Origin of the sequence: Vogesella oryzae, assembly GCF_902829295.1 — a bacterium.
Classification (GTDB): Bacteria; Pseudomonadota; Gammaproteobacteria; order Burkholderiales; family Chromobacteriaceae; genus Vogesella; species Vogesella oryzae.
In genome coordinates, this window is record NZ_CADEPL010000002.1 from 109,994 (window position 1) to 122,732 (window position 12,739).

Sequence of the window (12,739 nt, forward strand, 5' to 3'; positions counted from 1 at the left end):
TATCCGGAAGCTCGACAGCGCAGTAAGGTCATTGGCAGTACTACGTAAAACTACGATGCTGCGCCTAAATTGAAAGCGGGCTAACGATCACAACAGGGAGCCAGTCATGGCACAAACCGCAAGGTGGGGACACCTCAGTAACCGCATCATTCTGGTGGCTGGTATCGCCATCGCTATCGGTTTTGCCAGCATGATTTCGCTGATTGCCTGGCAAAGCTATCGCTCCGCCGAGGCGCAGGGCTACAAGCTGGCATCGGAGCAGGCGGGGCGCTTTGCCGACTCGGTCACCGGTGACCTGGACCGCGGCTTTGCCATTCCGCGATTGCTGGCGGAAAGCGTGGCCGGCATGCAGCGTGCCGGCACAGTGGATCGCAAGGTGGTCAACAACACCCTACTCAGCATCCTGGACGCCGAGAAACAGGCCATCGGCCTGTGGATGATCTACGAGCCGAACGCACTGGACGGCAAGGACAACGACTTCCGCCTCGACTGGCCGCATCATGATCCGACCGGGCGCTACACCCCGTACATGACCCGCGGCAGCGACGGCAAGGCGCAGCAGGACGTGATGATGTCTTCCGACCGCGTGGAAAAATTCCCGGAGTGGAAAGACAAGCTCACCGAATACGTGCCGGACTACGAGAAAAGCGGCTGGGGTGATTTCTACTATGTGCCCAAGAGCCGCAACCGCGACACCATCACCGAACCCTTCCCGTACGAAGTGCAGGGCAAGCAGGTACTGGAAAGCTCGCTGGCGGTCGCCATCAAGGATGCCAGCGGCAAATTCATCGGCCTGGCCGCAACCGACCTGGCACTGGATACGCTGCAAAAACACTACGGCAGCGTGAAGCTGTACGACACCGGCTACGTGCGCATGGTGTCCGAAGGCGGTCTGTACGTGGTGAACCCGGATGTCGCCCAGGTCGGCAAGCCGATCGCCAAGGAAGACCCGCTGGCGGCCAACCTCGACAAGATCAAGAAGGGCGAAAGCTTCAGCTACGAGGACGGCGGCTTCACCCATTTCTTCTACCCGATCAAGGTCGGTGATACCGGCCAGTTCTGGTCGGCCGGCGTCTCCATCCCCACCGCCGCCATCACCAGCGACGCCGCCAGCCAGCGCAATATGGCGATCCTGATCGGCGTAGTGGCTCTGGTCGTCATCCTGCTGGTGCTCACCACCGTGGTGCGCACCCTGACGCGGCCGCTGAACACCCTGGCCGACACCATGGAACAGCTGGCCTCCGGCAAGGGTGACCTGACCGTGCGCATCAAGGTGGCCAACCGCGACGAGATCGGCCATACCGCTGCCGCCTTCAACCAGTTCATCGACAGCCTGCGCGACATGTTCGTGGAGGTGCGCGAACAAAGCCTGGCGGTCAGCCGCACCGCCGGGCAGCTGGCCGAATCGGCCGTGCAGGTAGAGCAGGCCTCGACGCAGCAATCGGATGCCGCCAGCGCCACCGCCGCCGGCGTGGAACAGGTCACCGTCAGCGTGCACCACATCGCCAATACCGCGCAGGATGCCGAAACGGCGGCACGCACCACCGGTACGCTCACCGAGCAGAGCGTGGCGACGGTGGAAAAAGTCACCGCCGAGATCGCCCGCATGACCAGCACCATGCAGGCGCTGGCCACGCGCATGGAGGCGCTGGGTAAACGCTCCAACGAGGTCACCACCATCGTCAACGTGATCAAGGACATTGCCGACCAGACCAACCTGCTGGCGCTGAACGCCGCCATCGAGGCGGCACGCGCCGGCGAGATGGGCCGCGGTTTCGCGGTGGTAGCCGACGAGGTGCGCCACCTGGCCAGCCGCACCGCCGAGGCGACCATCGAGATCAGCCGCATCGTCAATGCCATCAGCAGCGAGACCGGCGAAGCGGTCAGCAACGTGAAGAAATCCAGCGAGCTGGTGGCAGTCAGCGTCGGCATTGCCGAGGAAGCCAACCAGGCGATGCAGCAGGTGCGCGACAAGAGCAACGAGCTGGTGCTGGGCATCGGCGACATTGCCGCCTCGACCCGCGAACAGTCCAGCGCCGCCTCGGAGATCGCGCAGAACGTGGAGCGCATCAGCAGCATGGCGCAAAACAACAGCCACATCGCCAGTGAAGTGCGCAGCGAGGTGGAACAGCTGCGCGAACTGTCGGCCAACCTGGAGCGGCTGGTCGGCAACTTCCGGCTGTAAACCAGCGGGCAGCACCGCACGCCACCGCAAGGTGGCGTTTTTTTTTGCGGCCAACGTTGGCCGCAGCGGCCGGCGCGGCCCTACCGCGCGGCGGGCGAATTTCGTATAATCCCGCGGTTTTGTCCGCGAGATACCCCATGCCCGCCAGCCCTTGCCAGCCAGCACCGTGCGCCCGAGCCGTACGTGTCGCTGCTATTGCCAAGCGCGGCCGCGGCGTGGCCTGGACTCGCCGTTTTTGTGAAAAAAGCGCCTGACCCGTTCAGGCGCTTTTTTTTAAGTTTCATCATTGCCGGAGCGATATCCCATGGCCAATCCGCTTTACCGCAAGCACATCATTTCCATTCCGGACTTCAGCCGTGAAGAACTGGAACTGGTAGTGGAACCCGCCGCGCGCCTGAAAGCCAGCCCGCGTGCCGACCTGCTGCAGGACCGCCTGATCGCCACCTGCTTCTTCGAACCGTCCACCCGCACCCGCCTGTCGTTCGAGACCGCAGTGCAGCGCCTGGGCGGCAATGTGATCGGCTTCTCCGACGCCGCCAGCACCTCCACCAAGAAGGGCGAAACCCTGGCCGACACCGTGCGCATCATCAGCAGCTACACCGATGCCATCGTGATGCGCCATCCCAAGGAAGGCGCCGCGCGCGTGGCCAGCGAGTTCTCCGCCGTACCGATCATCAACGGTGGCGACGGTGCCAACCAGCACCCGTCGCAGACCCTGCTGGACCTGTTCACCCTGCGCGAAACCCAGGGCCGGCTGGATAACCTCACCGTGGCCTTTGTCGGCGACCTGAAATACGGCCGCACCGTGCACTCGCTGGCGCAGGCGCTGTCGCTGTTCGGCGCCAAGTTCTACTTCGTCGGCCCGGAAGCACTGGCGATGCCGGACTACCTGTGCGAAGAGCTGGACGAGCGCGGCATCAGCTACACCATCGCCGCCACCATCGAGGAAGTGATTCCGCACATCGACATCCTGTACATGACCCGCGTGCAGCGCGAGCGCTTCGACGAGGCCGAGTACAAGAAAATCCAGGGCCAGTTCGTGCTGCGCGCCGACATGCTGCGCAATGCCCGCCCGAACATGAAGATCCTGCACCCGCTGCCGCGCGTGGACGAGATCACCCCCGATGTCGACAGCACCCCGCACGCCTACTACTTCGAACAGGCCAAGAACGGCGTGTTCGCACGGCAGGCACTGCTGTCGCTGGTACTGAACGAAACGGTGTGAAAGGAAAAGCCATGAGCGAAAAAGTCTACGCCCGCAATGTCGAGGCCCTGAAAAACGGCACCGTGATCGACCACATTCCGGCCGGCATGGGGCTGCGCATCCTGCACCTGTTCAAGCTCACCGAGTACGGCGAGCGCGTCACCGTCGGCCTCAACCTGTCCAGCGGCCACATGGGCGCCAAGGACCTGATCAAGGTGGAAAACCTGGTGCTGAGCGAGGAGCAGGCCAACGAGCTGGCGCTGCTGGCGCCGAAGTGCACTGTCAGCGTGATCGAGGACTTCGAGGTGGTGCGCAAGCAGAAGCTGGCGATTCCGGAAGAAGTCACCGGCATCTTCTCCTGCGCCAACTCCAACTGCGTGTCGCACGTCGAGCCGGTCAAGAGCCACTTCCGCGTGCGCGTCACCGAGCACGACACCAAGATGAAGTGCAAATACTGCGAGAAGGTATTCAGCAAGGACATCGTGGTCGGCAACCGCTAAGCGGCCAACCTTGCCACACCGACAACGCCACCGCCTGTGCGGTGGCGTTTTTGCTGCTAGCACGCAACGTGCTGCCAGCCGGCGATTGACTCCCCGCCAGCGCGGACTAAGGTAAAGACTAGCTGGCACCGCCCCCCGCGGGCAGCGCCTGTCCCAGCCGCACCCCGACGACCCGATGGCCGCAGCCTGCGGCGCCCACCCCGATCGGGAGTCCACCATGTCTAGCCTGTATGAACGCCTCGGTGCCGAGCAGGGCATCCGTCGCATCGTCGACGATGTCGTCGCCAACCACCTGGCCAATCCGCAAGTCAACGCCCGCTTCCGGCACGTCAAGGATCTGGACCACCTCAAGGAAATGGCCTGCCAGTTCTTCTGCATGGGCAGCGGCGGGCCCAACAATTACCAAGGCAAGGACATGCGCAGCGCGCACCAGGGCATGAATATCAGCGAGCAGGAATACCTGTCCGTGATGGACGACATCGTCGCCGCGCTGCAAAAACACGGCGTGGACGATGCCAGCCGTGGCGAGGTGGTGGCGATCCTGTATTCGCTGAAAAACGACGTGATCCGCGTGTAGTTGGCCGCAGCCGGCGCTGCCGCTCAGGTCGCGGCGACCGCCGCCGGCACGGCGTGGCGCGGCAGAGTGATGACCACCCGCAGGCCACCGGCACTGCCGTTTTCCAGCCGGATCTGCCCGCCGTGGCCGCGCACGATCTCGCGCACGATGGCCAGCCCCAGTCCGCAACCATCGCCGCCGGCCTGCTGGCCGCGATAGAAGCGCTCGAACACCAGCGTGCGTTCTGCCGCGGCAATGCCCGGGCCGCTGTCGGCGACCACCAGCTCCACCTCGTCGCCACGGCCATAGGCGGACACGGTGATCTCGCCACCGGCCGGGGTGTAGCGCACCGCGTTGTCCACCAGATTGGACAGCATCTCGCGCAGCAGCAAAGGTTGGCCGCACAGCATGGCGTGCTCGTCGCCCTCGTAGCCGAGGTCCAGCGCCTTGCCCAGCGCCACGGTGACAAAATCCAGCGTCACCGCGCGCGCCAGCTCGGCCAGATCCAGCTCGCGGGTGTCGTGGCGGTTGGGTCCCGGCTCGGCGCGCGACAGCGCCAGCAACTGGTTGGCGAGGCGGATCACCTGGTCGGTGGCGCGCACCAGTGCGGCCAACCCGGCGCGCTGCTCGGCCGGATCGTCCATGCGCAGCGTCACTTCGGCCTGGGTTTTCAGCAGCGTCAGCGGCGTACGCAGCTGGTGGGCGGCATCGGCGGTAAAACGCTTCTGCACCCGTCTCTTATACACAACTTGGGCGGCCGGCGGAATGCGGTGTGTGGAACTTGGTGGTGGGCGTGGGATGTAAGCGTCGCGGGCATTCAGTACCAGGTTGAGGATGGCGCTTTCCAGTTGGTGCGGATCGGCCAGCGCGTGCAGAGGCTCGGCCGGCAGCGCGGTATGCAGCGCGATATTCTCCGGCAGCGAGCGGCGGATCAGCTGCAGCATGTCCTGCAGCAGGCTGGCGATGTTCACCGCGCGCGGCGCCAGCGGCTGCTGACGGGCAAAGGTCAGCAGCCGGCGCACCAGCGCCACGCCGCGTTCGGCCGCCTGCAACGCCGGGTCCAGATAATCCAGCACCTCATCTTGCTGCTGGCAGCGATAGCGCAGCTCGGCCAGGTTGCCGATCACCACGGTGAGCATATTGTTGAAGTCATGCGCCAGCCCACCTGACAGCTGCCCGACCGCTTCCATTTTCTGCGCCTGCACCAAGGCTGCCTGGGTCTGGGTCTGTTCGGTGATATCGAACGACAGCACGAAGCAGCCCAGCACCTGACCATCTGGCGCGATTTCAGGCACCAGCGTGCTGCGCGCAAAGATGGTGCTGCCGTCATCCTTGTCCATCGAGTATTCGTAGGTGACCTGCTTGCCGGACAACGCCTCGTTCACATAATCCACCACCGCGGCGTAGAACTTGCTGCCCAGCGCCGCCTCGATATGGCGGCCAACGATGTGCTCATTGCGGCGACCGAACCAGTCGGCGTAACCTCGGTTGGCATAGCGGTAGATGTGGTCGCGGTCGAAATAGGCGATCAGCGCCGGAATGGTATCGGTGATCAGCCGCAACCGCTCCTCGCTGCGGCTGAGCGCGGCGGTGATCTGCGCATTGGCCGCTACCGCCTCGCGCAACTGGCGGTTGGCCGCCTCCAGTTCGGCAGTACGCTCGCGCACATGCCACTCCAGGTCTTGCTTCTGCTGCTGCAAAAGCTGCTCGTACGCCTGCTGCTCGGTCTTGTCGGTGTACAGCGAAATGAAACCGCCGCCCGGCAGCGGCTCGCCACGCACGCGCAGCACCGAGCCATCCGGGCGGATGCGCTCGGTATCGTGCGGCTCGAAGCGGCGCGCCAGCGCCACCCGTTCTGCCACCTGCTGGCCGGCATCACCGGGGCCATATTCGCCGCGCTCGGCGTTATAACGGATAAAGGCCTCGAACGGGGTGCCGACCTGCCCCAGCGCCTCAGGAAAATCCAGCAGCTGCAGGAAGCGCAGATTGCAGGCCACCAGCTTGAGCTCGGCATCGAATACCGTCACCCCCTGGTCCAGCAGGTCAAGACCATACAGCAGCATCGCCCGTGGCGAGGGATCGGTTGCGGCAACAAACGCTTCGGACATGACAGCCATGACCTCCGGATGACAGCACGGAAAAGTCCGATTCTAGGGCAAGCCTGCCCCGGCAAGGTGCATTGCAATCATTCGTTACATTTGCCACATAGTTGTGCAAGGTTGGCCGGCAATCATCGATGACATAACAGAGAGCACGACAGCAGCGACCGGCCAGCAAGGCACGGCGACAACACAGAGGAGAAGCAGAGCATGTCACTGCAGGCATACCAGCAAGACCTGCCGCAAACCGCGGCCAACTTCGTGGCCCTGTCGCCACTGACCTTCATCGAGCGTGCGGCCAACGTCTATCCGAACCGGCCGGCGGTGATTCACGGTGCCATCCGCTACAGCTGGGCCGAAGCCTACGCCCGCAGCCGCCGGCTGGCATCGGCGCTCTCCAAGGCCGGCATCGCCCGCGGCGACACCGTGGCGGTGATGCTGCCCAACATCCCGGCGATGTTCGACTGCCATTTTGGCGTGCCGATGTGCGGCGCGGTGCTCAACACCCTCAACACCCGGCTGGACCCGGAGGCGGTCGCCTTCATGCTGCGCCACGGCGAGGCCAAGGGGCTGATCACCGACCGCGAGTTCTCCTTCACCATCGCCCCGGCGCTGGCGCTGCTGGACAACCCGCCGCTGGTAATCGACGTGGACGACCCGGAATACGCCGGCCCCGGCGAATTGCTGGGCAGTACCGAATACGAAGCCTTTATCGCCGGCGGCGACGAAGACTACGACTGGCAGCTGCCGGCCGACGAATGGGACGCCATTGCGCTGAACTACACCTCCGGCACCACCGGCAACCCCAAGGGCGTGGTCTACCACCACCGCGGCGCCTATCTGAACGCGGTGTGCAACATTCTGGAATGGGGTATGCCGCGCCATGCCACTTACCTGTGGACGCTGCCGATGTTCCACTGCAACGGCTGGTGCTTCCCGTGGACCATGGCGGCCAACGTCGGCAGCAATGTCTGCCTGCGCCGCGTCGACCCGCGATTGATCTTCGACCTCATCAAGCAACACAAGGTGAGTCACTACTGCGGCGCACCCATCGTGCACAACATGCTGATCAACGCGCCGGACGACTGCAAACAGGGCATCGAACATCAGGTGAACTGCCTGGTGGCCGGTGCGGCGCCACCGTCGGCGGTGATCGAGGGCATGGAGAAACTGGGCTTCAACATCACCCACGTCTACGGCCTGACCGAAACCTATGGCCCGGCGGCGGTATGCGCCAAGCAGGACGAATGGGCCGACATGGACATTGGCGGCCGCACCGAGCGCAACGGCCGCCAGGGCGTGCGCTACACCATGCAGCAGGGCATGACGGTGATGGACCCGGCCTCCATGACCGAGGTACCGCACGACGGCGAGACCATGGGCGAAATCATGTTCCGCGGCAATCTGGTGATGAAGGGTTACCTGAAGAATCCGACGGCAACGCAGGAGTCGCTGGCCGGCGGCTGGTTCCACACCGGCGACCTGGCAGTGATCCAGCCCGACGGCTACGTGAAGATCAAGGACCGCAGCAAGGACATCATCATCTCCGGTGGCGAGAACATCTCGTCGCTGGAAGTGGAAGACGTGCTGTGCCGCTTCCCCGGCGTGATTACCGCCGCGGTGGTGGCACTACCGGACCCGAAATGGGGCGAGGTGCCGTGCGCCTTCCTGGAACTGAAAGACGGCATTGCCGGTGACGAAGCTGCGGTGATCGAGCACTGCCGCGCCCACCTGGCGCGCTTCAAGGTGCCGAAGCGCATCATCTTCGGGCCGATTCCCAAGACCTCCACCGGCAAAATCCAGAAATTCCTGCTGCGCCAGCAGACCAACGCCGCGGCTGCCATCGAGTAGCCACCCCGAGTTTGTTCCGTTGCCGCCGGAGTCGTCGCATCTCAACAGGGGTGTTGGCGATGACCCGGTAGCGGCGGAGCAGCGATCTGTGACGCCGGCCCGGCTGTCACATCATTCCCCGCTCTGCCCCGCTTCGGCGGGGCGTTTTTTTTGCGGCCAACATTGGCCGCACGCCATAAAACAAAACGCCCGCAGCTTGCGCTACGGGCGTTGTCCGCACTAGCCGGATCAATCCGGCGCCGGCTTAGTTCTTCAGACCGAAGGAGGATTCACCCTGGGCCGCGGCCGGAGCGGCAGCAGCCGGGTTTTCCAGCAGCGCCTTGATGGACAGACGCACGCGACCGCGGTCATCCATCTCGATGGCCTTCACTTTGACGATCTGGCCTTCCTGCAGGTAGTCGCTCACGTTCTTGATGCGTTCGTGGGCGATCTGGGAGATGTGCACCAGGCCGTCTTTACCCGGCATGATGGATACGATGGCGCCGACGTTGTTGTCCAGGATCTTCACCACCGGACCTTCGTACACCTTGCCCACTTCCACTTCGGCAGTGATCTCTTCGATACGCTGCTTGGCCGCTTCGGCGCCTTCGTTCGACACGGAGGCGATGGTGATGGTGCCATCTTCCTCGATGTTGATCTCGCAACCGGTGTCCTTGGTGATGGTACGGATGGTCTCGCCACCTTTGCCGATCACTTCGCGGATTTTCTCCGGGTTGATCTTCATCACATATAGACGCGGAGCGTGGGTCGACAGCTCTTGCGGGCCTTCGATCGCTTCTTTCATGTGACCGAGGATGTGAACACGGCCTTCCTTGGCCTGTTCCAGTGCGATCTGCATGATGTCCTTGGTGATGCCCTGGATCTTGATGTCCATCTGCAGTGCGGTCACGCCTGCGGCAGTACCGGCCACCTTGAAGTCCATGTCGCCCAGGTGATCTTCATCGCCCAGGATGTCGGTCAGCACGGCAAAACGGTTGCCTTCCAGGATCAGGCCCATGGCGATACCGGCCACGTGGGCCTTCAGCGGTACACCGGCGGACAGCAGCGACAGGCAGCCACCGCACACGGAAGCCATCGACGAAGAGCCGTTGGATTCGGTGATCTCGGACACCACGCGCATGGTGTAGCCGAAGTCGGCTTCCGACGGCAGTACCTGCGCCAGCGCGCGCTTGGCCAGACGGCCGTGGCCGATTTCGCGGCGCTTCGGCGGGCCCATGCGGCCAGCTTCACCGGTGGAGTACGGCGGGAAGTTGTAGTGCAGCATGAAGCGGTCGGTGTACTCACCGGCCAGCGCATCGATGATCTGCTCATCGCGCTTGGTGCCCAGGGTAGCGGTCACGATGGCCTGGGTTTCGCCACGGGTGAACAGCGCGGAGCCGTGTACGCGCGGCAGTACGCCGGTACGGATGGCGATAGGACGTACGGTGCGGGTATCGCGACCGTCGATGCGCGGCTCGCCGTTCAGGATCTGGCCACGAACGATTTCGGCTTCCAGCGACTTGAAGATGCCCTTGATCTCGTTGGCCACCAGGGTGTCGGTGTCTTCGGTGATCAGTGCGGCCTTCACTGCAGCCCAGGCGGCGTTCAGCGCTTCGGAACGGGCGCCTTTCTGGCGGATGCGGAAAGCGTTGGCGATGGCTTCGCCGGAGATGTCGCGTATCTGGGCGATCAGCGCTTCATTCTTGGCCGGCGCCTCCCAGTCCCACATTACCGGGTTTACTTCGTCGGCGAAGGCGTTGATGGCATTGATGGCAGCCTGCATCTGCTCGTGACCGTATACCACGGCACCCAGCATCACGGCTTCGGACAGCTCTTTGGCTTCGGATTCCACCATCAGCACGGCACGCTCGGTACCGGCAACCACCAGATCCATTTCCGAGGTTTCCAGCTCGGTCTTGGTCGGGTTCAGGATGTATTCGCCGTTGGCGTAGCCCACGCGGGCAGCACCGATCGGGCCGTTGAACGGCAGGCCGGAGATGGCCAGTGCCGCGGAGGCACCGATCATGGCCGGAATGTCGGAATCCACTTCCGGGTTCAGCGACATCACGGTAGCGACGATCTGCACGTCATGGTAGAAGCCTTCCGGGAACAGCGGACGGATCGGACGATCGATCAGGCGGCTGGTCAGGATTTCTTTTTCGGACTGTTTGCCTTCGCGCTTGAAGAAACCGCCCGGGATCTTGCCGGCAGCGTAGGTACGCTCCAGGTAATCAACGGTCAGCGGGAAGAAGTCCTGACCCGGTTTTACGTTCTTGGAGCCGACAACCGACACCAGTACCACGGTGTCTTCAACGGAAACGAGGACGGCGCCGGATGCCTGACGGGCAACTTCGCCGGTTTCCAGAGTCACGGTATGACGACCGTACTGGAACGATTTGGTGATCTTGTTAAACATGGAGGTCCTTCGTACAGAACATTTGGATTACAACGGGAACCCCTACGTAGCGGTCACTGTGACCAATGCCAGCTCGTAGAGGCTCCCCCCCGTTGTGACAATAAAGAACGTGCAGAAGCAGAAACGGAAAAGTCGCAGACTAGCTGCGACTTTTCCGTATTCAAACCGATTACTTGCGCAGACCCAGGCGAGTGATCAGGGCGCGATAGCTGTCAGCATCGGTGCGCTTGAGGTAATCAAGCAGACGACGACGACGGCTCACCAGCTTCAGCAGACCACGACGGCTGTGATGGTCTTTGGTGTTAGCTTTGAAGTGCGGGGTGAGGTCGTTGATGCGAGCGGTCAGCAGAGCAACCTGAACTTCGGAAGAACCGGTATCGCCTTCCTTGCGCTGGAAGTCTTGAACGATCTGTGCTTTTTGTTCGGCGGTCATTGCCATTTGGAAATACTCCAATATCGGTTTAGGGCCACCACCCGTCAGAGTGGCACCCGACAAGTGCAGCGAGCCTGCGCCGTTACCGGCGCCAACCCATCCACACTTCGCTAGTTTGCAGCTTGCGCTGCCATTACCCGGACCGGCTGCAGCAGGCCTTGCGGCGTCGCATCGGCCAACCCGAGGAATTCCTGTGTATCCGCGTGGTATACGCGAAAGCGCAGCATTGTCTCACACTTTTCCAATGCATGCACCGCCTGCCCGTGACAAAAACGCACAGCTTCGGTTGCGGCCAACGTTGCCAGCGGAAAATGACCGACCAGCACATCCACCGGCAGCAGAAAGGCACTCCGCTCCGCCACCGGCATTGCCTCGATGGCCTCCAGCGTATGCGCATCCTCCAGACGGAAGCCGCCGGTAGTAGTGCGCCGCAAACCGGTCAGATGGGCACCGCAGCCCAGCATTTCGCCGACATCTTGCGCCAGCGTACGGATATAGGTGCCCTTGCTGCACAGCACATCAATCACCGCACAGTCACCGGCAAACTCGACCAGGTCGATGCGGTGAATCGTGACCTCCCGTGCCGCACGCTCGATCTCTATACCCTCACGGGCATATTCGTACAACGCCTTGCCCTGATGCTTGAGCGCCGAATACATCGGCGGCACCTGACTGATCGCGCCAGTGTGTGCCACGATGGCCCGCTCCAGCGCGACGCGGTCAAACGTTACCGGCCGTTGCAACACCACCTCGCCTTCCACATCCCCCGTCGTCGTCACCGCACCGAACTTGATCGTGGCGCGATACCCCTTGTCGGCATCCAGCAGGTAGGAAGAAAACTTGGTGGCCTCGCCAAAACACACCGGTAACAAGCCGGTCGCCAGCGGATCCAGCACCCCGGTGTGGCCAGCCTTGGCTGCGCTATACAGCCAGCGTGCCTTTTGCAGCGCACCATTGGAGCTGGCGCCATAAGGCTTGTCCAGCAGCAGCACGCCATTGATATTCAACTTGATGCGACGCGGCGCGCTCATGCCTTATCCGCGTCCTCATCCTGATCTTCATCAGCAGCTTCGGCTGCATCGGCTTCCGGCTTGGCCACATTGCCAACTACGTCATCAATCAACCGGCTCATGTACACGCCACGAGCAATAGAGTCGTCGTACACGAAGTGCAATTGCGGAGTAGTGAAAATCTGCAGCACACGGCCGATGCCATTGCGCAGATAGCCAGCGGCACTTTCCAGTGCCTCCTGGGTGATTTCGCGCTTACTGTCATCCATCACGGTGTAAAACACCTTGGCATGCGAATAGTCACGAGTGACTTCAACCGCAGTAATAGTGACCCAGCCTACGCGCGGGTCTTTCAGGCCCTTGCGAATCAGTTCGGCCAACTCGCGCTGAATCTGCTCGGAGATACGGTCTGCGCGGGAGAAGCCCTTTTTGGCTTTTGCCATGTCTGGTTTCCTGTTTCAAATGACAAAGGCGAGCGCGCCCGGGCACCCGGACACGCTCGCCTG

At 62.7% G+C, this 12,739-nt stretch carries 10 protein-coding genes; 5 read left to right on the forward strand and 5 right to left on the reverse strand.

Going from position 1 to position 12,739, the window contains the following annotated elements; translation table 11 throughout:
- Window positions 1–106: 106 nt before the first annotated feature.
- The 4 genes from HU218_RS01115 (at window position 107) to HU218_RS01130 (ending at window position 4,466) form a co-directional block, all read left to right on the forward strand.
- Window positions 107–2,185 carry a methyl-accepting chemotaxis protein gene (locus HU218_RS01115; RefSeq protein ID WP_174873069.1) on the forward strand — a complete coding sequence of 693 codons (2,079 nt, stop codon included), beginning with the start codon at window positions 107–109 and terminating at the stop codon, window positions 2,183–2,185.
- 304 nt (window positions 2,186–2,489) lie between these two features.
- Window positions 2,490–3,410, forward strand: coding sequence for an aspartate carbamoyltransferase (gene pyrB, locus HU218_RS01120; protein ID WP_174873070.1), 921 nt, complete (start codon window positions 2,490–2,492; stop codon window positions 3,408–3,410).
- Window positions 3,411–3,421: 11 nt separating this feature from the next.
- Window positions 3,422–3,889: an aspartate carbamoyltransferase regulatory subunit gene (pyrI, locus tag HU218_RS01125; RefSeq protein ID WP_174873071.1), complete on the forward strand. Its 468-nt coding sequence runs from the start codon at window positions 3,422–3,424 to the stop codon at window positions 3,887–3,889.
- Between the two features lie 217 nt (window positions 3,890–4,106).
- On the forward strand, window positions 4,107–4,466 hold the full coding sequence (locus HU218_RS01130; protein ID WP_174873072.1) for a group I truncated hemoglobin: 360 nt from the start codon (window positions 4,107–4,109) through the stop codon (window positions 4,464–4,466).
- 23 nt (window positions 4,467–4,489) lie between these two features.
- On the opposite strand, the gene HU218_RS01135 is transcribed toward HU218_RS01130, so the two are convergent.
- On the reverse strand, window positions 4,490–6,553 hold the full coding sequence (locus HU218_RS01135; RefSeq protein ID WP_174873073.1) for a PAS-domain containing protein: 2,064 nt from the start codon (window positions 6,551–6,553) through the stop codon (window positions 4,490–4,492).
- Between the two features lie 201 nt (window positions 6,554–6,754).
- Between HU218_RS01135 and HU218_RS01140 the strand changes: the two genes are divergently transcribed.
- Window positions 6,755–8,395, forward strand: coding sequence for an acyl-CoA synthetase (locus HU218_RS01140; protein ID WP_174873074.1), 1,641 nt, complete (start codon window positions 6,755–6,757; stop codon window positions 8,393–8,395).
- 244 nt (window positions 8,396–8,639) lie between these two features.
- Here HU218_RS01140 and pnp read toward each other — a convergent pair whose 3' ends face one another.
- The 4 genes from pnp to rbfA all read right to left on the reverse strand — a co-directional run bounded on the left by pnp (window position 8,640) and on the right by rbfA (window position 12,676).
- Window positions 8,640–10,790 carry a polyribonucleotide nucleotidyltransferase gene (gene pnp / locus HU218_RS01145; RefSeq protein WP_174873075.1) on the reverse strand — a complete coding sequence of 717 codons (2,151 nt, stop codon included), beginning with the start codon at window positions 10,788–10,790 and terminating at the stop codon, window positions 8,640–8,642.
- A 169-nt stretch (window positions 10,791–10,959) separates the two neighbouring features.
- On the reverse strand, window positions 10,960–11,229 hold the full coding sequence (rpsO, locus tag HU218_RS01150; protein ID WP_174873076.1) for a 30S ribosomal protein S15: 270 nt from the start codon (window positions 11,227–11,229) through the stop codon (window positions 10,960–10,962).
- A 104-nt stretch (window positions 11,230–11,333) separates the two neighbouring features.
- A complete protein-coding gene (truB, locus tag HU218_RS01155; protein WP_174873077.1) occupies window positions 11,334–12,254 on the reverse strand; it encodes a tRNA pseudouridine(55) synthase TruB in 921 nt (306 codons plus the stop codon).
- Window positions 12,251–12,676, reverse strand: a complete 426-nt coding sequence (gene rbfA, locus HU218_RS01160; RefSeq protein ID WP_174873078.1) for a 30S ribosome-binding factor RbfA — start codon at window positions 12,674–12,676, stop codon at window positions 12,251–12,253. Before rbfA ends, truB begins: the two co-directional genes overlap by 4 nt.
- Between the last annotated feature and the right edge of the window lie 63 nt (window positions 12,677–12,739).